This is a genomic window from Mesorhizobium sp. C277A (genome assembly GCF_040324395.1).
In the GTDB taxonomy this organism is placed as follows: domain Bacteria; phylum Pseudomonadota; class Alphaproteobacteria; order Rhizobiales; family Rhizobiaceae; genus Mesorhizobium.
Genome location: NZ_JAMYVW010000002.1, coordinates 3678258 through 3700399, shown reverse-complemented (window position 1 = coordinate 3700399; position 22142 = coordinate 3678258). Strand labels below are relative to the sequence as shown.

22 protein-coding genes and 1 pseudogene are annotated in these 22142 nt (G+C 58.6%); 7 read left to right on the top strand and 16 right to left on the bottom strand.

Features of this window, described 5'->3' with window-relative positions:
• Positions 1–8 precede the first annotated feature (8 nt).
• The 6 genes from NKK52_RS18325 to NKK52_RS18300 form a co-directional block, all read right to left on the bottom strand.
• A complete protein-coding gene (locus NKK52_RS18325) occupies positions 9–446 on the bottom strand; it encodes a hypothetical protein (RefSeq protein ID WP_023683397.1) in 438 nt (145 codons plus the stop codon).
• 10 nt (positions 447–456) lie between these two features.
• The gene (locus NKK52_RS18320; RefSeq protein ID WP_156939264.1) at positions 457–1776 is read right to left on the bottom strand and encodes a hypothetical protein; all 1320 of its coding nucleotides are present in this window, start codon (positions 1774–1776) and stop codon (positions 457–459) included.
• A gap of 7 nt (positions 1777–1783) precedes the next feature.
• Positions 1784–3151, bottom strand: a complete 1368-nt coding sequence (locus tag NKK52_RS18315; protein ID WP_031199203.1) for a hypothetical protein — start codon at positions 3149–3151, stop codon at positions 1784–1786.
• Positions 3148–3810 carry a hypothetical protein gene (locus NKK52_RS18310; protein WP_155923210.1) on the bottom strand — a complete coding sequence of 221 codons (663 nt, stop codon included), beginning with the start codon at positions 3808–3810 and terminating at the stop codon, positions 3148–3150. Before NKK52_RS18310 ends, NKK52_RS18315 begins: the two co-directional genes overlap by 4 nt.
• Before the next feature lie 1129 nt (positions 3811–4939).
• A complete protein-coding gene (locus NKK52_RS18305) occupies positions 4940–5656 on the bottom strand; it encodes a pentapeptide repeat-containing protein (RefSeq protein WP_023683394.1) in 717 nt (238 codons plus the stop codon).
• A gap of 461 nt (positions 5657–6117) precedes the next feature.
• Positions 6118–6363, bottom strand: a complete 246-nt coding sequence (locus NKK52_RS18300; protein WP_031199205.1) for a helix-turn-helix domain-containing protein — start codon at positions 6361–6363, stop codon at positions 6118–6120.
• A gap of 119 nt (positions 6364–6482) precedes the next feature.
• Between NKK52_RS18300 and NKK52_RS18295 the strand changes: the two genes are divergently transcribed.
• The 4 genes from NKK52_RS18295 to NKK52_RS18280 all read left to right on the top strand — a co-directional run bounded on the left by NKK52_RS18295 (position 6483) and on the right by NKK52_RS18280 (position 10056).
• A complete protein-coding gene (locus NKK52_RS18295) occupies positions 6483–7127 on the top strand; it encodes a hypothetical protein (RefSeq protein WP_023823366.1) in 645 nt (214 codons plus the stop codon).
• Between the two features lie 95 nt (positions 7128–7222).
• A complete protein-coding gene (locus tag NKK52_RS18290; RefSeq protein WP_023823367.1) occupies positions 7223–7750 on the top strand; it encodes a helix-turn-helix domain-containing protein in 528 nt (175 codons plus the stop codon).
• Between the two features lie 465 nt (positions 7751–8215).
• Positions 8216–8347 carry a hypothetical protein gene (locus NKK52_RS18285; protein ID WP_023796138.1) on the top strand — a complete coding sequence of 44 codons (132 nt, stop codon included), beginning with the start codon at positions 8216–8218 and terminating at the stop codon, positions 8345–8347.
• Positions 8344–10056: a recombinase family protein gene (locus NKK52_RS18280; protein WP_023683389.1), complete on the top strand. Its 1713-nt coding sequence runs from the start codon at positions 8344–8346 to the stop codon at positions 10054–10056. Before NKK52_RS18285 ends, NKK52_RS18280 begins: the two co-directional genes overlap by 4 nt.
• A 314-nt stretch (positions 10057–10370) precedes the next feature.
• Here NKK52_RS18280 and NKK52_RS18275 read toward each other — a convergent pair whose 3' ends face one another.
• The 5 genes and pseudogenes from NKK52_RS18275 to NKK52_RS18255 all read right to left on the bottom strand — a co-directional run bounded on the left by NKK52_RS18275 (position 10371) and on the right by NKK52_RS18255 (position 15008).
• Entirely contained in the window at positions 10371–11816 is a 1446-nt protein-coding gene (locus tag NKK52_RS18275) for an adenylate/guanylate cyclase domain-containing protein (RefSeq protein WP_023686294.1), read from the bottom strand.
• 105 nt (positions 11817–11921) lie between these two features.
• On the bottom strand, positions 11922–12800 hold the full coding sequence (locus tag NKK52_RS18270) for a DUF2182 domain-containing protein (RefSeq protein WP_023683387.1): 879 nt from the start codon (positions 12798–12800) through the stop codon (positions 11922–11924).
• A gap of 9 nt (positions 12801–12809) precedes the next feature.
• Positions 12810–13448 (bottom strand): DUF1326 domain-containing protein, encoded by a 639-nt coding sequence (locus tag NKK52_RS18265; RefSeq protein ID WP_023683386.1) that lies wholly within the window; start codon positions 13446–13448, stop codon positions 12810–12812.
• A 142-nt stretch (positions 13449–13590) separates the two neighbouring features.
• A complete protein-coding gene (locus NKK52_RS18260) occupies positions 13591–13890 on the bottom strand; it encodes a putative quinol monooxygenase (protein WP_023686292.1) in 300 nt (99 codons plus the stop codon).
• A 42-nt stretch (positions 13891–13932) separates the two neighbouring features.
• Positions 13933–15008, bottom strand: a pseudogene (locus NKK52_RS18255) (class I SAM-dependent methyltransferase).
• A gap of 172 nt (positions 15009–15180) precedes the next feature.
• Between NKK52_RS18255 and NKK52_RS18250 the strand changes: the two are divergent.
• From NKK52_RS18250 to NKK52_RS18240, 3 genes are all read left to right on the top strand, one after another.
• Entirely contained in the window at positions 15181–16086 is a 906-nt protein-coding gene (locus NKK52_RS18250) for a LysR family transcriptional regulator (protein ID WP_023683382.1), read from the top strand.
• A gap of 132 nt (positions 16087–16218) precedes the next feature.
• The gene (locus NKK52_RS18245) at positions 16219–16518 is read left to right on the top strand and encodes a hypothetical protein (protein ID WP_023683381.1); all 300 of its coding nucleotides are present in this window, start codon (positions 16219–16221) and stop codon (positions 16516–16518) included.
• A 188-nt stretch (positions 16519–16706) separates the two neighbouring features.
• Positions 16707–18065 (top strand): chloride channel protein, encoded by a 1359-nt coding sequence (locus NKK52_RS18240; RefSeq protein WP_031204020.1) that lies wholly within the window; start codon positions 16707–16709, stop codon positions 18063–18065.
• Positions 18066–18420: 355 nt separating this feature from the next.
• On the opposite strand, the gene NKK52_RS18235 is transcribed toward NKK52_RS18240, so the two are convergent.
• From NKK52_RS18235 to NKK52_RS18215, 5 genes are all read right to left on the bottom strand, one after another.
• Positions 18421–18897 carry a DoxX family protein gene (locus tag NKK52_RS18235; protein ID WP_023686290.1) on the bottom strand — a complete coding sequence of 159 codons (477 nt, stop codon included), beginning with the start codon at positions 18895–18897 and terminating at the stop codon, positions 18421–18423.
• 11 nt (positions 18898–18908) lie between these two features.
• On the bottom strand, positions 18909–19694 hold the full coding sequence (locus NKK52_RS18230; RefSeq protein WP_023683378.1) for an HvfC/BufC N-terminal domain-containing protein: 786 nt from the start codon (positions 19692–19694) through the stop codon (positions 18909–18911).
• The gene (bufB, locus tag NKK52_RS18225) at positions 19681–20709 is read right to left on the bottom strand and encodes an MNIO family bufferin maturase (protein WP_023686289.1); all 1029 of its coding nucleotides are present in this window, start codon (positions 20707–20709) and stop codon (positions 19681–19683) included. Before bufB ends, NKK52_RS18230 begins: the two co-directional genes overlap by 14 nt.
• 45 nt (positions 20710–20754) lie before the next feature.
• On the bottom strand, positions 20755–21024 hold the full coding sequence (locus NKK52_RS18220; RefSeq protein ID WP_023683376.1) for a BufA1 family periplasmic bufferin-type metallophore: 270 nt from the start codon (positions 21022–21024) through the stop codon (positions 20755–20757).
• A 229-nt stretch (positions 21025–21253) separates the two neighbouring features.
• Complete coding sequence (locus NKK52_RS18215) at positions 21254–22093, bottom strand: patatin-like phospholipase family protein (protein ID WP_031204019.1); 840 nt, start codon at positions 22091–22093, stop codon at positions 21254–21256.
• Positions 22094–22142: the final 49 nt, after the last annotated feature.

The window sequence follows — 22142 nt, the reverse complement described above, 5'->3', positions numbered from 1 at the left end:
TTGGAGCCTCAGACTACTGGAAGCCTGCACGATGCGATGAATGGGTACGACATCGAGTTGCACTCGAAGACAAAAGTGTACGGAGAAAACTTGGGATCAAACATCAAGTTCCCAAGGTATGGATATTTGCTGGTGTCAACTGTGTACTGAACTTCGAATTCGCCGCCCGGCGGGATATCAAGTGGCGGCTGTGGTATCGGTGGCGGCAGCAACTGATTCACATCGAAGACATCGCCGTTAGATGCCACAACCTTGACAAGAAAGATATGGCTGTTCACCCAGTCTACGCTTATAACCGATGACGTATTATTAATGAACTTCGGAACAAGGTTGACGATGCCCCCCGAAATCGATGTTGAAGCAAGTAACGCAAAGCCAAACACTTCGATGGTGGCGCGGGCCAGAATGTCGCCGTCTGTCGTCGATGTTATCTCATTGAATTCCATGTTCGTATCCTCAGTGGCTCAGGGTGGCCGCAAAGCCAGCGATCAGGCGCTCCCGCCCAGCGAGAAGTCCATTAACCGCCAGGTCAACTGTGTACGGAGTGCCGGTCCATTGGATAGACGGTTTTAGTTCGATAGTTTGGTCATTGAGGAACTTCTGGAGTTGGGATTGCGCCCAAGGAGCCAGAACCGCGTCTGCACCGCGCAAGACCATTTTGAGTATTGCCTCCCAGAGAACAAAAAAGACCGCAGCCCATCCTCCAGCAACTGCCCACGGCAGACTAATATCGATATTCGTGGCGACCACACGAAAGCTTATGAGCCCAGCAGCCGCTTTCGGCTCAAGTTCGATAACGGCCTTAACCGCGATTGGGATTATGATGGTCTTTTGTAGGGTAGCAGAAAACTGGATTGTACCATCGAACAAGGTAACGTCGAGTTCGGTGAGGAAGACGTCCCCTGCCGGATCAGGTTTCCCTGAGTTGTCAAACGTTGTTGGAATAACCCCGCCGATCCAAAGGTCTTGCAGAATCTGCTTCAGCCAGCGGCTTCCCACCCCAACTGCAAAGGCGAATCCCCGAGGGAGAACGGCAACGCTGGCGTAGGACTGATGGCCCAGGTTTTGATCCGCCTCGAGCAAGACGTGAAGTTCCTCTCGACTCGGTTTTCCTCCAACAACATCCTTGACATCCAATAGCCCGAGTTGGCCGGCATCGGAGCCAAATATCTCGTTGGCGGGGGCCGGGAGCGAACCAGCCAAGCCGTTCAGATTGGGTAATGCTATTTGGGTGCGCAGTGTCACAACCCAGATACGTTCGAAAACCTGCCGAATCAGCTCGTTGAACCTGGCGCCGATAGCAAGGTCACCAATGTTGTGAAGGGAAAGATCCGTAAGGCCCGTAAAGGCGATGACGAGGAGATTCGAATTTCCCAGCGTGTGGAAATTCAGAGAGGCTGCCGCAGTCAACTTGCCCTTGAACGGAAGCCGAAAGGTATGGTTGATTGCGGGGTCCACATAAGTGCCGCCATCTGGTAAATTTATAGTCCACTCCGATAGACCGATTGTATTTTCAATCACGCCCGAGTAGCTTAACTCCAATCCTATTACCCGGTCCTGTCCGCGAACATGAACTATGGAAGCATCGTCAATATGCGCTAGTAGCCTGCTCTTAACATCTAGTCCGAGACTGCCCTCCGAAAACGAAAACCCCGTTTCAAAATCCGACGGAATCAATCCTGACGAAAGTGCGTGCATCAATACGTCGGACAGAAATTTATGCTCAATACTTGCTTCGAGGTCGAAATTTCCTGCGCTCTTTTTGAGAGGGGCCACTTGAACCTCACGCAATAGCGTTTTGTGAAAGAGCGATTGAATTCATCAGACCGAGACATCCAGCGGGCCAGATAATTTCTCTTGCTTCGGCATGCACTCGGAGGCCTGTCCCTTCTAGCGGCCGATCGATAACAAGATCCCAGGACTGCCGATCAACGATCCCGGTGACAGTCTTATCAGCCAAGACCTTCCCGATTACCATCAAGACAATGGATATTATCCCGCCCAGCGGTATGAGTGCATCTGCAGCAGTAAAAACGGCCAGTGCGAATGGAAAGGACGGGTCTATGTCTACCCCAGTCGCGTCAACCCGAACTTGGCCATGCAAGATGTATGGTCGCGCTCTGCCACTTGCGTGAAATAGCTGATCGAGCTGAACCCATTTAATGATTGTCTCGACCACCTTTCGGCACCAGGAATTGCAAGGATCGAGGGCAGTACATATCACACGCTCGACCGTTTCCTCGACACGTTGGAGCGTGCGGGATTGCACTTTGATCTCATCGATCACGAGGAAAGGGGGCTGCACTGAAAAATGTGCGTCATGAAAGATCAAGTCGCCTGTGATCCCTCCTGCACCCGGCTTTACAGGGTAGCCTTCAAGCGACTGCTCCAGCCTTCGAAGCGCGAAATCAACAACAAAAAGGCCGATGAACACGCCTACATCAGTGGGCATTGCTAGGGCGTACTGTACTGCCCGCAGATCAACCGCTTCCCCCATAACCTGCAAGCACAGGGCGAGCGCACGGTTACCACCTGATTCGACAATCGTATAATAGAAATTGACCTGAAGACCGATGCTGCCCAACATCGGTACTGTTGCCCCTAGAGACCAACTGATGGGAAGGAGGCCAACCCTATTGACCAAAATAGAAATTGCGGCACGGCGAACAATCGCGCTCAAGACGTCGAGTGCAGGCTGTGGCAGTGAGACGTTTTGATTATCTATTCTCAAAGAGAAGCTGCGTACGTCGAGAGCTCGGAGATCTAGATACAAGGAGCGGTGATTCCCGGTCACCACATACGCACCTTTGACCCGTATTTCGATTCCTCCAAGGAGGGCTATGTCAATCTCTGGTGGCTGACTCGGTGCCGGCCCGTTCGGCAAGGCCGTCAACTGCGTATGCAGGGCTCCTGATGCGGCGATCTCGAATGCCAGATCAATCTCATCTGGGCTTACCAGCTTTAGACGCGGCGAGTGCAACTGCACGCCGAACAGACTCGCAACAGAAATCTCAAAACCCGGCAGTTGGAGTTGCCTGTTAAGCGCGAAAATAAACTGTGAGGCCTGCTGCTGCACAAACGCTTCGGCGAAGTTCTGCAGCACCGACTCGGGGATCTGCACCACCAGCCCAAATCCGCCGTTGGCGCTCACCGTACCGGCTCCGATTGTTCGGGCACCATTGTCTCAGGCCTAAAGCTGTCTACTAGGCTGATTGGAATTGAGAAGCTTACCTCTTCAGGGAAGCTTTTCGTTTGTTTGCCTTCTTTGATATCAAACGTGACAGTGACATCTAGACTACCAGACTTACCCACGGCGCGACGATCAGGTCTCACGAGTATAGCAAAGTCACGCCGATAATTAGCTTCATTTAACGGAAAATCAGACGGGTCCGGAGCGACCGCGGGAAATCTTTCACCGGTCGTGAGCTCGATGCCAGAAATTCCTCCGTTGCGCACCTCAGGTCGACCGATTATTGGAGCGTTTCGAGCGGTGATCGAAATTTTTGGAACGAGGTCATGGCCAAACCCGGACCGCCATGCCAAGTTTTGGGGGTTGAAATGCGCAAAGCACATCGGCGCGTTTGGGCGAGCATTGTTTTGAACGGCAAAGTAGATATAAATCAAATCATTGCTCGGTGGCGTTCCAGCTACAGGCCTATAGATCACCACCTTATGAGGGCGAAACACGGTGAATGGCCGATCTTGATTGCCCCCCCCACTCAACGAGCAAGCGCAGCCGCCAAGCCAGAATGACAAAGAGATCGCAGCTAAAAGCCTACCAACGGCAACCCGTTTGCTTACGAAATGCATCCCGCAGTCCCCCACTGCTTTTCAAGAGCATGCTTATTGCTAGTCGCAATGTACGTTAATGACTCTTTCTTATATTACTTACAGCTGTGGCGCAACTGTCGCCGGGTGTGACCTCATAGGCCGCACCCGTAGCGCCAGTTCACCAAACATGTCCGATTTCGATTTGTACAGAGATTTCCGTACAAGGCTAAGCTCGACTCACCGACTTGATCAATAAGCACCAGCTTGCCTTTGAATCCCACGAGAAGTACGCCTCAAGCAGATCGAGAAGCGCCAGAAAACTCCTTTGGCATTGAGCCAAATAATCTGGAGCTAGACGGCAATCGGTAAGCACCTCGGAAGGCGCACAGCGATCATCATCGCGTGAGCCTGGTCCGCAGTGATGGCGCCGGCATTCGCCTTAGGTCTCGATCCGATGGGATAGCAGGTGCAATAAGCTATTGCACAACTCCGCTACCTATAACGTCGATGCCGGGCCCCGAACTACCTCACCCTCGTGGGTTGGTGAGCGAAGGGACTCTTCGCAACTGGCTTGCATGCGGATCGGGTCATCGTTCCTCAATATCGGCAAGGTAATCCTGTATCCGAGCGGCGAGTTGGATCCCTGGGAGAAATCGATCCTCATTGTCTGCAGACCACACGCGAACTGCAGCAGGAAAAAAGGCACTCACTGCCAGAGTAGCAAAGAGGCCTTACAGTTATTCCGAGGTCACTGGCTAAATGATAAGCGTTCGGAATCCGTGGTCAATCGGGATGCCAGAGTACTGAGAAATTGCGATCATGCCCAAGCGTAAAAGATCACAATCGATCACTTAACACATGCCCCAGTTAACGGCCCCACGTCTACAGAAGCAGATCACAAGCGATCGATAAATATTATGAATCTCGTCATAGTGGTTTGATGCACAATTATCCCACTCCATACCCCCTCGAGCGCGCTGGATCACGCTGTGTCACGATACCCAGTAGCGTGAACGGAAGGGGCACAAACACCCTTCGGCCGCGATTTCGCCAATAGCAATACCGCAGAAACGTGCCACTTTGGCGGAGGATCTGCACCCTCCGAAGGCAGAAGTTCCAGGTTCGAATCCTGTCCGGGTGCAGCATTGCCGCAGTTCGCTGCCGACAACTATTCCTGCTGGAATTGACAGGGCCAATCTTCAGGTCTCGTCAAGCCAGAAGGCAACTCGGTCCGGGCGTCTCCGCAAGCCATGTTGAGCTGCCACTGGGACAGACCCGCTGAATTGGAAAGATCGAGGCCCTCGATACGGGTCAGAAAGAAAAAAGCGCGGTCAAAGTCTATCGGCGCGGTGAACGTCGCTCCTCGGAAGTCCGCCCGTGCGAGATTGGCAAACGAAAAGCGGCTGCCGCTGATATCGGCGTCATGGAACTGCGCTCGCCCCAATTCCGCCTTTGTGAAATCAACATTGGTCAGATTGGCGTCCTCGAAATTCGAGCGCTGCACTTCCGCGCTCGTAAACACAGCGCCCTGCGCGTCCATATGGCTGAAGTCGGTCCTGTAGGCCTCGATTTTGTCGAACCGGGCGCCTTTGGCGGTCGAGTCGGCCAGGGAAGCACGCACAAGCGTTGCCTTCTCAAAATTTGCCGCAAGGAGAGTGCTGTTCCTGAGGTCGGTCGAAGTGAAATCAACACCGATCAGGTTCGCCCCGCTCAGGTCCTGTCCTTTTAGGATGAGAAGCTGTTTGTCACAGTCCTGCCAATTGACGCCAGGCGTCGCGGCTGCGTCGCAATTTTGAGCGGCAGTGGCGTTCTGCCAAGCAAATACAATGCAAACCGCTAGAACCAAGCCGGATGTGCCGTAAGCTATGGTTCGTCTCAAAGTCATTGTTGCTTGGACCTCTGCTACTCGCCGACAATCAACCTTACCACATCTGCCGACACTCGAGCCACGGTGACGACCGCCGTCACAGTTGGCGCATTTCTCATATTCAAGCTTTGATGTTGATCAACGATCAACCCGCGCGCGTAGGGGCGCGATTTGCGAGCGCCTCCCCATATCGGCGGTCCGGCAGAGATTTCATCTGTCACCAGCCACGTCGTGAACCCATAAAATGTAAAATGACCGGGACGGTGCCGAACTAGCGACTTTTAGCGCGGGGAGCGGTACGAACGTCTCACCCGTAACGCCAGTCTGCAGCAAGGTCAGGAAAGTGTTGCATCGCCTGGAGAGGATGTCCTCTTTGGGGATGAAGCCTGGGCTTGGGCTATGACCGATATATGCTGCGCATTGCTGACATTGATTGAGAAACAGATAATCCTAAAGTCGCCTGTAGATGCCGCCTTCGTCTAAGTGTTCGCGGTACCGCGTGACAAGCGCACACCAGCGCCACCGCCATTCTCTGGAATGAATTCTATTCCGGCTGCTTCGAGCGATAGCTTCAGCGCTTGCAGGATTGATTCAGATGCTGGTTTCGAACCACGTTCGAACTGCACGATCGTCCTCAAACTTACCTTGGATAGATCCGCCAGTTCCTGTTGAGAAATGTCGAGAAGCCCACGGGCCGCGCGAACTTGGGCCGCACTTACCTTCATTGTTCAAATGCCTTGTTGCACAAAAAGTGCAAATATGCTTGTTTTAGGAAACGACCGTTGGAAGTGGTTCCCCCGCTTCCAACAGTCTAACCACGCCCACGCTTTGCGGAGCTCGGATCATGGCTGATTCCGACAATAACACGACTTTGCCTTTCGTCACCCGCAGGAAGGTGCTTGCGGGAACAGCAACCGCAACGGCGGCGACGCAGGCTACATCGTTTGCTCGAATCGACTTGGAGGGTGATGACGCCATTGATCCTGCGGTGGCGGTGTGGAAACGATGGCAGGCGGCTTGGGAAGAGGCTGAACGGCTTTGCAATCAGCAGCAGCGGCTGGAGAGGGTACTTATCGAGACCGTTGGCTTCCCTTGCACGACAGTTACCTTGTCCGACGGCGAGAGCGTGACAGTTCACTCCGTTGAAGCCCTCCAGGAATTGCTCGGTGTTCGTCCCGCTAACACAGTGGCCCGCACCCAAGCTGAAGCTGAAATCGTAGCCAATCAGGCGCGCTGGGATGCCGCCGCTAGGGAGATTGGTTATTCGACAGCCTTACTTGCTGAGCGCGAAGCTGGCGAGCGGGCGAAGGAATTACTCGAAGCCTTATCCCAAGTTCCTGCAACGTCGCTCGCCGGTATTGCTGCCAAGCTAAATGCAGCGCTTAGGGAAGGGGAGTATTCGCTGCATGACAGTGAGCCCCCGTGGCCACAGATCCGCTCGGCCTTAGACGATATAGCTCGGATTAGAGAGCAGGAAGTCTCGAGCTGAACTTCGGCACTAAGGTATCGGAATCGCGATCATTCGTCGGTTTGGTGATTTTCGCAGGGCTTACCGAGACAAACTCTCTACACATGGAGCGACTGATGCAGTTCCGAAAAGCATTTGCGGAGCCAGGGCGCCGCAGCGTCTTCAACGCACCGGTAAACCATGGAATCGAGGGTGGCCCGCATCCTGCTGATCAATATGTGGGCAGGCAGATCGCTGCGGTTCGCGTGCAGTCGGACGTATCGCAGGCCCAGCTTGCCCGATCTATAGGGATCAGTTTTCAGCAGCTTCAAAAATATGAGAACGCGAGAAACCGCGTGAGCGCTTCCATGCTCTACGAGATCGCCAGGTCGCTAGGCGTTCCAGTGGGCCGCTTCTTCGAAGGCCTGCCGGGCAATGAGACCGATCGTGATCCTCCTCCGCTGCCGGTCGACGAACGCATCAATTTTATTGCCAGCGCGGAAGGTCGACGCCTGATTGAAAGGCTTGTGCATCTCCATCCGCGAGTGCGAGGTCGGGTGTCGTCTTTAATCGCAGCATTAGGAGAGGAACTGGCAGTCATCGACCCAAAGCAGGAGAGCGCTAGGTCCAGCGAACCCATGCCGGTCGAATGCAGGCTGGCTTGACCGGCAGTTATGGCAAAGCTCAACGAGTTCCCTTCGACGGCTGGAATGGCGAAGTTCGCGCTGTCGCTTCGATCCGCACCGCCAAGGAGGGGATGGTCGAGCGAGTGTTTCCCGAAGAGACCTCGACAACGGCTACATCGCCGCAGGCAGGGAGAAAGTGGCCCTGTCGTTGCCTATGGCGATGATGGGAGCCTTGCATGAAAAAGCTTCCGAACGCATCCCAAGTTCCTGCCATAGGCCTCCCAGCAGCACGGCTGCAGCCCGTGCGATCTAGATTCGCCAGTTCGGCGACTATCCGATTTCCGCGCCGAAGGGTCCCAAGTGCACGATCGAAGGGGTGTGCCCCTTTTATCGCCGGTCGTGTTAGTGATGCTCGGCTTCGTGAAGTCGGCACGACACAGACGCGATGGTGGATTGCTGCGCGAAACCGCCCCAGCGGTAACGCCGGAGGAGCTTCGCACAGCCATGCTTAAGTTTGTCGAAGCACTCGCCATCGCCGATGCCAGAGGCGATCATCTCAAATCCGTCGGCGCTTCGGCTGGCCGAAATGCTGCCATGGATGCAGATCGCTGCGAGAAGAAGGCTTCCGACACATGAGGCGGGCCGCTGTCTACGCACGCTTTTCGACCGAGCTGCAGAACGAAAAATCCACTGAAGACCAGATTGCGCTGTGCCGTGCTTACGCAGCGCGCAACGGTCTGGCTATCGTTGCGGTCTACGAGGACAAGGCGCGCTCCGGCTCATCTATATTGGGTCGCGACGCGCTGATGCGCCTGATGGAAGCTGCGGGCCAGAACGCGTTCGACATCGTCGTCGTCGAGGCGCTCGATCGCCTATCGCGCGACATGGCGGATCTCGCAGGTCTTCACAAACGTCTCTCTTTTCTCGACATTGAAATCCAGGCTGTTCATGACGGTATCGCCGATGCGGTGCTCATTGGTATTCGTGGACTTGTCGGTCAGATGCAGAGGGAGGATGGCGCAAAGAAAGTCCGTAGGGGTATGGCTGGAGTCGTCCGTGATGGACGTCATGCCGGAGGCCGGGCCTATGGCTATCGACCGGTCTTGGGCCATCCTGGCGAACTCGAGATCGTCCAAGAGGAGGCAGACGTTATCCGGCGTATTTTTGCCGCTTATTCGGCCGGTCGCGCTCCACGCGACCTAGCCGGTGACCTCAACCGGGATGGGATAGCGCCACCGCGCGGGATACGGTGGAACGGTTCCACCATCAACGGAAATGCACAGCGCGGCGTAGGTCTGCTCTTCAACGAGCTCTATGTCGGTCGGATCGTCTGGAACAAGGTCCGAATGGTGAAGAACCCCGATACTGGCAAGCGTGTCTCCAGGCCAAATCCAAAGGACCAATGGCAGACGAAAGAAGTTGCGCATTTGCGCATCATCGAAGACGAAACTTGGCACAAGGCGCAGGCTCGCAAAGCAGTGAGGTTGAACGCAACCTCTCATGTCAAGCGTCGGCCAGCTCACCTGTTGTCCGGTCTGCTCCGCTGCGGCGTTTGCGGTTCAGGTCTGTCGGTTCACGATCGTGATAAGACAGGCAAGACGCGTATTCGGTGCTCGGCAGTTCGAGAAAGCGGGAGCTGCTCCAATCGGCGCATCATCTATCTGCCCGAGATCGAAAAGGCGGTTCTTGATGGCATGCGCGACCAACTGAAAGCCCCCGACCTCATCGAGGCATACATCCGCAGATACAACCAAGAGCGCCGAGAATTGTCCGCACAGGCGAATGCGATGCGCACAGCGCTGCAAGGCAAGCGCGATCGGATAGAAGGCGAACGGCAGCGCACGATCGATCTTGTGATCAGGAGCGTCATTGCTGAAGAGGATGCCAAGCAGCGTATTGCAGAACTCAAGACGCAGCTCTCCGAGGTAGAGGCACAGCTCTCCGGTCTCGATGAGCCGCCGTCACCCGTAGCTCTCCACCCTGCGACCTTGCAGCGTTACATCGAAACCGTCGACGGCCTTTCAAAGGCGTTGGCCGACCACGCAACTGCTGCTGACGACCGTGGCCCGCTGATCCAAAACCTTCGAGGACTTGTTCATAGTGTCACCGTGCACCCCAAGCGGGCACGTGAGGGCTTCGAAATCGAGGTCAAGGGCAAGCTTGCCGCCCTTATAGGCGGGGTCGCATTTCCCAATGCACGGTATTCTGAAAAGCCCACCGGACTAGGCAGCCGCTTCAACGCTGCCGTTACGTACGATAGTGGGTTGGAAGTGGTAGCGGGAGAGCGCTACCGCCTTTCCCCCCACTCGGAGACCATGCGATATTTTCTACAGTGTCGGGCGTAGTGGGCCCTTCTCGGTGCTGCAAAGACCGGTAGGCAAAGGGAGAGTCTGACCCGGAAGCTATCCACGATGCGAACGGCAGCTTTGCGCCCCATATCAGACATTCCTGCCGTCCCGTCCTGCACCCAAAAGCCGACATCGCTAAATCCAGGGCACAGCCAGCTTTGCGCCAATCATCGTCGGACCGATGCAAGGCGGCAGTTCGCAGAGCATTGCGAAATGAGGCGAACTGGTGCGTGCTTGATACGAAGGTTGGGGCAGGCGATTTGAATCTAAGATGGTCGAGCAGTTCCTCGGGAGTTGGCATGCGACCGAGTCTATCCCCGCATAATACGATAGACAGTTGCATCACCCTCCACACCCCGAAGAGGCGCTTCAAACGCCTCGACGCGATGGCCGGCAAGCATTTCGCTAACCCCGGGCGCGGAATAGAGCGCTTCGGAAATGCAGATCTGTCCGGCTTCTGCTAGGGACTGCACGCGCGCGGCGACATTCACGGTCTGACCGAAGTAGTCGAGGTTGTCGTTGAGCGTCACGGCGATCGATGGGCCACAATGGGCTCCGATCTTCAGAATGATCCCCGGCCCGTCATGGTCGCCGTTGAAGCGATCGATTTCTTCAAAGATGTGGAGTGCAGCCGAAATCGCATCCGACGGCTGCGAGAATACAGCCATCACCGCATCGCCAATCGTCTTGACCACCGCGCCGCAATGTTGCTGAACCGCCGCGTTGACCAGAGCGAAATGCTCGCGGACCAAAGCATAGGCGTTGAGGTCACCAAGGCGCTCATACATGGCGGTCGAACCCTTGAGGTCCGTGAACAGGAAGGTGATCTGCCGGATACCGAGCCCCTCATTCTCGTCGACGCGTTCGGACCGGAAGAGCTGGCGGAAGGTTTGCCGTGCAAGCAGCGCTCCACCGGAAACATAAGGATCGAAATCGAGGGCCGGCTTGGTCGTCAACGCGACAAGCTCGGGCGGCCAGTTGATGACAAGCAGCGAACCACGCGCTGGCCCCCTATTTGCTACCTCTATAACGATCGGACCGGGTGGCACGGCGGGCAATGCCGGCAGGAAGCGTTTGCCGTCATAATCGATCTTCAGAACTGTGGGTGCCGACACCGGATCGCCTGATATTGGCACGGCGAATGCAGCCTGCGTCCGGACGTTGACTCCCGAAAGGGCGCCTAGTCCCAAGTCAGTGCGGAGCACTGTGATGGTGCCGGGCTGCAGAAACGTCATGCCCCGAACCAAGCCACGCAGAACGTCAAGAAAGCGAACGTCTTGCCCCGGTAGCCGCCCGTCATGTCCGAAGTGGAGCTTCCAGTGAAAATCCTCGACGGAAAGCGTCTGGGGATCGTGGTGCGGCAGGCGCCGTAACTTCGACGATACCGAGAAGGTGACCTCGATGAAGTCGTCTAGGTCGGTGTCGCCCGATACATCGCACAAGCCACAGACATAGTGGGTCTTCAGCGTGCGCAAGGCGCCGAAACTATCGAGCACCATCCCAGACTGGGGGCACAGCACATCCCAGCTCATGTCGAATAAGCCACAGCGGGCGGCATGAAGGAAGAGGTCGATCGCTTCAGGTTCGGCGATTGCGCGGTCGCGGGCGAAGGCCAGCGGATTGACACGATAGAGCGCCTGATCGTCGGCGCTCCTGATCAGCGTCTCGAATTTCGAGATGACGCGTGGGCTCCAGACTCGCGCCTGCTCTACTTTGGTCATCCTGCTTTCGAGAAGACGATCGTCGACTACCGTCACATCGGACCCTCAACCTTGCCGCCTTGCCGTGCGACAGCCTACTAAAAAACCAGCGCGATGCGAATGGATTGCCATCGAAAGCGTCTGCCGGCACAGCTGAGATGCTTATGCTCCTACTCGTCTAACCGACCATCCAAGGCATATCGATCGCCCCGAGCGATACAACGATCCCGAGGACCACCAAAGCAATGCCCAAACTACCTTCGAAGCGGCGGCCACGGGGCAGCAGCTTCTCGACGAAGACGAGCACGTCAAAAGCAACATCCAGGCGACGCTCATGACGCCGGTCGCGACCAGCACGGCAAACAGCGCCCAGCAGCAGCCAAAGCAATAGAGACCGTGGCGCAGCCCCATCTTGAGCGCGCCAACACGCCCGTCGCGCCAGTGCTGCGCAACGAAAGCGAGCGGCGAACGGCAATGGCTGAGGCAAATGTGCTTGAGGGTCGTGAATTGATAGAGCCCGGCGACGCCAAGCGTGGCACCGAGCGCGAGCGGTGCCCATTTCGCACGCTGGGGCGGATCGAGGCTCGTTGCAACGTCGCTACCGAACTGGACCAGGACATATACGACAAGGCCCGCCCCCGCCCAGACGAGCAGATAGCCCGCGACGAAGGTCCACGTCGGGATGGCCACATGTTGTTCGCGCCTAGCCTGCGCCGCCGCGAACATAAATATCATGGGCGCCGCGGCTGGCAGCATCATAGCCGCCATCATCACGGTCCACACAGCGAGAAAAGCGGCGGCGCCGGCAAATGACCAGTCGTCGGCGGCAATTCCGGCCATCGCCATGCCAGCCATGCCTTCCATACCCTCCATACCGCCGCGCGCGGCAATGCCCATGGGCATATCCATGCTGAATGTCTGGTAGAGGGTGAGCGTCCACGCCGCTGCCGTCAGCACGACGAGCGATGCGAGAAGGCCGAGCGGGATGCCGCGCAGATTCCGGGTGAACCGCCGCGATTTCCTGGGGAACGCGTCAGCCATTGTCACGCCCTAGTTCGGGCCGGTCCAGTCGAACGGAATGTGCTTGCTCGAGCGGGCCGTGCCAGTCCAGTCGAGCCCGAAGCCCTTGGTGCTCACCTCGACAGAACGCCCCCAGGTGGCAACCTGGCCCGGGCCGACCTCCGAACCCGGCGGGTTGATCGTCTGCACTCGCTTGCCGGGCGGGGTGGTGGGACCGGAAAGCGCCTCTGCGCGTCCAACGACGAGACCAGGAATTTCGACCCGCCAGGTGGCCAGGTCGCCCGCCACCTCGAAAGTGATCGGCACGAACTCCATGCCACGCATCTCCCCGATATTGGCGGCAAAACCCGCTGGCCAGCCGCCGGCGTGGCCGCCGAAGATCACCTGCAGGGCTTCGCGCTGCTGCTCATCAGCCTTCTCGTCCAGATACATGCCCATCACGGCCTTTGCCTCGCCGGCCCACAGATTGCCTTCAAACTCGCCGAGCGCCACCAGCGTCAGGCCGTCGAGCTTCACGCCGCCATACTGACCCTCGCGCACATGCCAGGCGAGCACGCCCTGGCAGTGATTGCCGGTTGGCCGCTGGGCGAACTCGCAAGGGCAAGGGATGTCGCAGCTGCAGATGTCGAACCAGTCGCCTGCGAGCCGCCATTGAGGCACTGCATTCATGGCTCATCCTCCGGAGATTGGGCCTAGTTATACGCCGAAGATTGGTCGCGCTCCAGCAGTTCGTGCGTCGCCACTGACTTTGATGGATTGGCCCCACCCCGGTGGTCGAGCTGTGCATGCCAAAACCTGCAGTTGGGGCGCTTCAGGTCCGGATCTCGACGACGGACGTGCCGGAGACGGCATCCGTCACGCCGAGCTCGGCGCCGAGATCCTCCAGCATATCGCGCATCGTATCGAGAAGGCCGATCATATGCGGCCGGGCCGCGGCGAGGCTGTTCATGTCGTCCCATTCACCGACGACGCAGAAGGTCCGGTCGCCGGTCCTGACGAGCGCGGCTTTGCGGAAGCCCTTGACGTCGAGCGTTGCCTTCTTGTGCGCGTCGATGAAGGCCTGTTCCTTGCCGGGCTTGGTGCGAAACCGAACGACATTGTAAGCGGTCATGCCTTCCTCCAATCCATAGCCAAATTAATAAATCGACCAGGCTTACGGGCGAGCCTCCAGAACCATGTTGAACGGCGTCTCGGTGGCGCGACGGAAACGGCGGAAGCCGCCGCCGGTAACCACCTTGCGCAGCCTTGCCTCGCCCGCCTGGGCGCCGAGGCCGAGCCCAACCTCCTGCGATAGCGAGGCAGGCGTGCAGATGAAGGTCGAGGCGGCGTAATAGATGCGCCCGACCGGATTGAGGTTCGCTGAAAGCTTGTCATGAGCGAAGGGTTCGACGATCATCCATGTGCCGTCCGGCTTCAGTGCCTTGTGCACATGCCTGGCCGCACCCTCCGGATCGCCCATGTCGTGCAGGCAGTCGAAGAAGGCGACAAGACCGTAGGTGCCAGGAAAATCCTTGGCCGCCGCCACTTCGAAGCGGGTGTTGCCGGCGACGCCGGCCTCTCTGGCTGCGGCGCGCGCCCGTTCGACGACGGGGCATGATAGTCGAAGCCGGTGAAGCGCGAATTCGGGAATGCCTTGGCCATGAGCACGGTCGATGCGCCGTGGCCGCAGCCGACGTCGGCGACGTCTATGCCACGCTCCAGCTTCTCGACCGCGCCATCGAGCGCCGGCAGCCAGGAGCCGATCAGATTGGCGTTTTAGCCCGGGCGGAAGAACCGTTCCGTGCCGCGAAATAGGCAGGCGCTGTGATCGTGCCAGCCCAGGCCCTTGCCCGAACGAAACGCCTGCCGCACCTTTTCTTCGTCAAGCCATAGCGTCGAGACGACCTCGAAGGCGCCGGCCATGAAGGTGGGGCTGTCCTCGTTGACGAAGACCTGTTCCTGCTCGGGGCTGAGGTAGAAGCTGTCGCTGGCCTCGTCGTATTCGACATAGCCGGCGGCCGCCTGCGCCGAAAGCCATTCACGCACAAGCCGCTCCTGCGTGCCGGTGTTTGCGGCAAGCTGCCCGGCGGTCATCTTGCCGCCCTCGCTCATCGCCGAGAACAGGCCGAGCCTGTCTCCCAGCAGCACGGCCGCCCCGGTGGTGATGGCGCCGAGATCGCCGACCATCTTTCCCAGCAGGGCCTCCAGCTTTTCCTGGTCGGGCTGTTTGTCCTTGTTGCGCTCCAGCATCGGCTTTTCCTCCGGCTCGATCCCAAACATCGGCCCAAGGCTGGACGCCTGATCCCGCCGCCGGGATGGGCTGGCCATGGACAGCGGAGAAAGTTTACCTAAGGATAGCACCTGCCGATAATGCCGAGTTCTGATTGCGGCGATGCATGCCGGGCATCAGCGGGGATGTGTCATGGAAATGCACGAAATTCGTTATTTTCTGGCCGCCTGCCAGACGCTCAACTTTCGCCAGGCGGCGGACCTTGTGAATATCACTCAGCCTGCGCTCACCCGCGCCATACAGAAGCTGGAAGCGGAACTCGGCGGACTGCTCTTCCATCGCGACAAGGGCCATGTCCAGCTCAACGATTTCGGTCGCCTGATGCGGAGTCATCTCGACGAAATCGCGCAGCGCTCGGAGCATGCCAAGCGCACCGCCAGAAGCTTTCTGTCGCTCGAGACGGCGCCGGTGACGCTCGGCGTGATGTGCACTATCGGGCCGCTGCGCTTTATCGGCTTCCTCAATGCATTTCGCGAACGGTTTCCCGGAATCGAGGTGACCGTAATCGAAGGCGCCGCTGACCACCTCACCGACCTTTTGCTGCAAGGCAAGCTGGACATCGCGCTCTTGGCGCGCCCGGAGCCATTCGATCATCGGCTGAGGGCGGAGCAGGTCTATACGGAACGCTTCGGGCTCGCTTTCTCAACCGGGCATCCGTTCGAGACGCGGAATACGCTGCAACTGACGGATGTGCGCAACGAGCCCTATCTCGAGCGTATCAACTGCGAATATGGGAATCGCATCGACGAGCTCTGCCAAAACCTCGGCTTCGAGATCAAGAGCGCCTATCGCAGCGAGCGCGAGGACTGGATCCTGGCTATGGTAGCCGCGGGAATGGGCGTCTGCTTCATCGCGGAATTCTCCGCCAGCCAGCCGGGCGTCTGCCACAGGCTGGTCGTCGACCCAGAGATCGTGCGCGAGGTGTCACTGGTCTCCGTCGCGGATCGACTGCCTTCGCCCGCCATCTCTGCATTTGCCAAGGCGGTGATGGAGTATGACTGGCACATACCGATGACGGCGGGATCGACTGGTCTCTAAGTCCACAGTCCGCCTTCCGCGTCAGCAAACATGCGCCATACGATCACATCTTCGTGTCGATGTAACTGACCGCAATGTCGGGCGAACCCACGAATGGGGCAACTGTGCCCCGCAAAAATGGGAGTATTCCGAATGCATTCGTTGAAAATCTTCGTCGCCGCCAGCATTGCCGCTCTTTGCGCCTCGCAAGCATTCGCCGAGGACACGATGGGCACGATGTCCATGATGAAGGGCGGGCAAGTGACAGCCGTCATGCCCGACGGGCATATGGGCACCATGATGCCGGACGCCAAGATGAGCGCCGAAATGATGAAAATGGCCAAGCCGATCAAGCATTGCATGATGATGATGACCGACGCCAAGGGCAAAACCTACATGGTCGATACATCGACCAAGAAGGCCCAGGCCGAGTGTGAAAAAATGGCGATGTGAGGAGCCATCGCGCCCGTCAATGCTTCCATCCCGCCGGCACGCGCGCCGGCGGGATGTCCCATCGATCCTCCGCCATCGAGACCATGTCACTGCCGTGGTTGCTGTCCTCGCCAGCCAAAGCTGTTGCTTCGCAAGGTTGATCGGCTCGGTGGGTGTGTTAGGCCGGGTCTATTACGAAGGGACCCAACATGGCACGCATATCGCGGCGACATCCGATGCTGCGACGCTCGCAGGCGATGTGGGTTTCGCGTCGCGTCTGGCAGCCGCGCATTGTCTTCTGGGCAGGCGCCATTTCGATCGGACTGATCAGCGTGCTGTTCGCGGTGCTTGCCGATCAAGCGCAGGCGCTATTCCATTCCGTCATCGACACCGATAGCGGCTGGCGCTTTTACCTGCCACTCGTGCTGACGCCGCTCGGCTTCGTTCTCTGCGCCTGGCTTGCGCATTCCTTCTTTCCAGGCTCGCAGGGCAGCGGCATTCCGCAGGCGATCGCCGCGCGCCATCTGCGTGATGACGACGACCGCGGCCATATCCTGTCGTTGCGGCTGGTAGTGGGCAAGATCGCGCTCACCGTCGTCGGTCTAGGTTGCGGGGCCTCGATTGGCCGCGAGGGACCGACAGTGCAGGTCGGCGCCTCTCTGATGCTGCAGGTCGCGCGCTGGGGTGGCATGGCGCAGGCGCGCGGGCTGATCCTGGCCGGGTCGGCGGCAGGCATAGCGGCAGCCTTCAACACACCGCTTGCCGGCATTGTCTTCGCTATCGAAGAGATGGGTCGCGCCTATGAATCTCGGACCAATGGGCTGGTGTTAACGGCGGTGATCCTCGCTGGACTTGCCTCGTTGGGCCTGGTCGGAAACTACACTTACTTCGGAGTCGCCAAAGAAACAGTGGCCTTTGCCAGCGACTGGCCGCTGGTGCTTGCCTGTGGCATCATCGGCGGCGGTGTCGGCGCGCTATTTTCTCTGCTGGCGCTGAACGCGATGCGCCGCATCCGGCGCTGGAACGCGTTCCAGCCGCTCTGGCGCACAATGGTTGTGGCAGGCATTTGCGGGCTGGCGGTGGCCGCGATCGGGATCGCCTCGAATGGCCTCACCTTCGGCACCGGCTATGCGCAGGCGCGGGGAGCCATCGAAGGCGCGCCGCTGCCGGCGTTCTTCTTTGCTGGGAAATTCGCAGCTGGCCTGCTCTCGATGGTTTCGGGCATTCCGGGCGGCATCTTCGCGCCATCGCTGGCCGTAGGAGCCGGCCTTGGCAGCACGCTTGGCCTACTCCTCGGCGGCGCCACCGGCACCGCTGCGCTGCTTGGCATGGCCGGCTATTTCGCCGGCGTTGTGCAGGCTCCGATGACAGCCTTCGTCATCATCCTCGAAATGACCGGCAACCACGACAATGTCATTGCGCTGATGTGCGCATCGATGCTGGGCTATGGGACAGCGCGATTGATTTCGAACGAGCCGCTCTACCACGCCCTATCTCGCCTTTTCATCGCCGAGGCGATCCGGCGGAGAAGATCCAGAAATCTCGAAACATCCGGCTCTGCCGCTTAGAGCCCAGCTTGAGTTTGTCGATTGAAAGACATGCTGGCGAACTTTCTTGTGGATCCGGTGTGCGAGAATCAACATCGTCTGAAGAGGCGAGACGACTTGCATAAATCCGTATTCGCCCCGCGGCGAGTGCCCGTTACGGCCTCACAGCAACGCGACCGTTGCCGGAGTTAGTGGCGACGGCAAGACCGAAGATCGATACGTCAACCTTTGAGGTGCACCTAGCTCAGGTGAGAGGTGTTAGCTTAGGAACGGCGGACTGCGACGCGGTGTCCAGTGGGTTGGACAAGGCTCCTTCATCCAGCTTTCAGTGCACGGGTGAAGATGCACATCAGGTCAGCCTCCTCGACTGAAATATTCAGGTTTTGGAGGCCGAAGAGATTCGATCGGCTATATAGTCGAGTGAGAAAACCCCAGCACCACGCGTAAGCACCAGCAGCAACAGCGATGCCCACAGCAGATGCTCGGCCCAGTTCTCAGGGAACACGAAGATCTGGATAACCGAAACGACGCCGAGCAGCATCAGCGCGCCGAGACGCGAGAACAGCCCCAGGAAAAGCAGCACCGCCCCGGTGATCTCTGCCGTTGTCGCCAGCGGCGCCGCGATCGACGGATCGATGAGGGGTAGATTGTATTCGCTGGCGAACAGCTGCAGCGTCACCGGCCAAGACGCCAGCTTCGATTGTGCAGACTGCCAGAAGACATGCGCAATCGCCACTCGAGCCGCGAGCTGGACCAGCGAAAATGGTATACGCTCCGGCAAGCTGATCACTCGTCGGTAAACACCAACAAGGCCGGCAGGGCGAGGCGTGGAATATTCTGGTATCGCAGTCATGATCGTCTCCTTCAGTTTGAGAGAGGGGGCACCGGGACGCGCACGTCGGTGACGAGCCTGTCGCGGAACAGACGCACAAGCGCTGAAACCAGGTCGAAGGCCGGGTCGAGCGCCAAGGCGCGGCCAGTGGCATGCTCAAGGCCGAAGCCGTGCTTCAGCGAATGCCAGAAGCCGAAGCTCGCGCGGTCGAGCAGAAAAAGCCGCACGTAGTTCCCCGATCGCCACAGCGCCACCCGTTCAGGGCGTCTTGTCCAGGTGATTTTTTCATCGACCGCAGTCTCCTTTTGATGCTCCATCCATACCGATAGGATCGACCAGTGGGAGACCATCAGTCGCAGTGAGGGCTGGAGCAGGATATCCGGCGACAGCCCAAGGTCGGTGCTGTCGTATTCTGCGAGACTGCGGGCCGGCAGCGAAGCTGTATCGAGCGCTTCGGCAATGGCCCATTCGAGCCGAGCCGTCTCGGCGACGATCGGCATGTCTGACAGGGTGTCGATGGTCTTCAGGAAGCGAGGGAAGCCCGCGCCATAACGCGCCAGGCGTGACTCCGCCGGCGGATGCCGTCGAATGAACTCGCTCGCCATGAAGCGGAAGAAACGTTCGTCCACGAGGCGGGCCGTAACGGGGAAGACGGCCATCAGCACGGCGGTCAAGGAACTGCGCGTGTTGTTCTGGTAGATGCGCAGGCGAGCCATTGGGTCGGCCTTGCCAGCGGTCAGCATTTTCGCGTCGATCAGTGGCTCCATGGCCAGCACCGAGCGCGCCACCATGGTCTGCAGATGTTCAAGCGGCAGCATGATATCCTCCCTCGATTGTCGGCAAGGCCATGTGCATGGCCGGTCTGGCTCTGGCAGCGGCAAATGCCGCAAGCACAGGCATGCTGGTTCGCGTGCTTTCGAAAGCTGGCAGGCTGGACACCGGCAGGACCGTGGTTGGGGCGGTCTGCCTCGCGGCCTGCTTGCGGCCGAACATGATCGAAGCGGAGAGCATGTCGGCCCACATAGCCTCGCCGAGCAGCACGTCGAGAACCGGAACATCGGTATCCCATTCGATCAGCGTAGGGCGCGGCCCGAGATGGCTGATGGCATGGTGATAGAGCCCCCAGACAACCGGCGGCACGCGAGAGCCGTGGTCGTCGATAAGCACGGTGTCGCCGCCGACCTGATTGGTCGCATGGCCGGCAAGGTGGATCTCACCGATGGCATCGGCAGGCAAAGCGTCGATGAAGGTCTTTGCGTCGTATTGGAGATTGTGCGCCGAAACCTGGACATTGTTGACGTCCAGAAGCAGGCCGCAGCCAGTTTGCGCCACCAGCTCGGCCAGAAATTCAGCTTCATTCATGGAGGAGTCGGCAAACGCGACATAGGCGGACAGGTTCTCGATCAGCACACGTCGCTTCAACGTATCCTGGACGGTCGCTATGTTTCGCGCCACGATCGCCAGCGCCTCTTCGTCATAGCGAAGCGGCAGCAGGTCGTTGAGATAGGCTCCGTCGGCAACGCTCCAGGCAAGATGCTCCGAAACGAGATCGGGCTGGAACCGCTCGCAGACCTTTCGCAGCCTTTCCAGATGATCGCGGTCCACGCCTTGCGCGCTGCCCAGAGACAGGCCAACACCGTGAACTGACAGCGGATATATCTGGCGCAGCCGTTCAAGCGCCTCGACGGCGGTGCCGTCGCCCATATAATTCTCGGCATGCACCTCGAGCCAGCCGGCGGAGGGCCTGCGGCTCAACATTTCGCTGATATGAGGAGAGCGAAGACCGATGCCCGCGGTTGCGGGGATGGCGACACCTTGAAATGCACGGGGCATCGGTCTGCTCCCTTCCAAAGGGGGTTGGCTTGAAGTCTGGGTCGGTCAGGCTTTCGGCTTGTCGCTGCCGCCGGTGATCTTGGCGCAGCTGCCGGCCGGCACGTAGAGCCACGAGTCCGGCTGGTTGTCGGCGGTCGAGGTGCCGGCACATGAATGCGTCGCGGTCTGGCAGTCGTTCTGGCCGGCCTTGACGACGCCATAGCACTTCTCGAACGAGAAGCTGGGCTGAGCAGCCGGGCCGCTATAGGCTGCAGATGCAGCAAGCGAGGTGGCGGCTGCGAGGGCCGATCCGATGAGGGTCTTGGTGTTGATCACGGTCGTTCTCCTGGTTGCGTTTAGAGGGAAGACTGACCTGGCGGCCTGTCTGCAAGCAGTGTTGTCCAATGCGCGATGAAGCTGAAATGCTGTCTCGGCATGGATTTGATACGCGGTCACTATGTTGAGGAGGGTAACGACCAAAGCCCTCCGGCGGGGAACCGGAGGGCTTTGGCGCCTACACTTCGTGAGCGCGGAGAGGCAGGCGCGGCCAAGCGGAGGGAGGCGCCTAGACGTATCGATTTTTGCTGTCGACGACTGAGCTTTCGCTCAAGCTTGGATGGTCAGCGAGAAGCCATTCCTCGGCCCGCTGCCGTCCACGGTCACGCATGTCGGTCAATTCGCCCCAGTCGGTCCAGGGCCTGGTAAACAGCGCAGCACTTGTTCTGTGATGACTGTCGAAGAGGACAGATGCAGAGTTCAAGGCATTTGCGGCGAGGCGGTGAGCACAAGGCGTCATGCCCTCGGAGGGTTTGCCGCTGACAATCAGCCAATGCCCAGCCTCGATTTGCTGCACTGCTGGCAAGGCCGAAAAATCGCCTTCACCCCAATATGGATCGCCATCGATTTCCACGGCGGGAAAGAGGAATGGGACTGTCGCTCCCGCCAGGATCGCGTCGATCGACAACTGGTCGCCGGAGAAAATCGTGACGGTGTCGGTGAGGGCGTTCGAAGCCAGGATGTTGAGCTTCAACGGGCAGCTTTCCTTGCGGATCTCGGCAATGTCGATGGACTGTTCCAGGATCGATCTCAGCGGCTTGGCTGTATCGGCCGCGAACATCGTTGCATGGCTGACACGCCGCCAGAAATTGGTAAGCGCCGTCCTTGCCCCACGCCTGCCGCCCAGAGCCAGTCCGTAGGCAAGAACCGCTGCCTCCATGCCTCCGAAACCGGATGCAGTGATGCTGCGGAAGGAAAGGCGAGGCTCATCCAGCAAGCGATCGAGCACGCCCCAGACAAATGCGCCGTGTGCGTCGTTTGTCAGCGTAATGTCGATCAGCTGGCTGTCTTCCGTCGCCGGTCTTGCAACGGCAACAAAGCCATGGTCGGTTGCGGCCTGGATTTGCATCTTTTGGATCTCCTCCCGAAGAACGCCAGGGAAGGCGTTTGATGGAGAC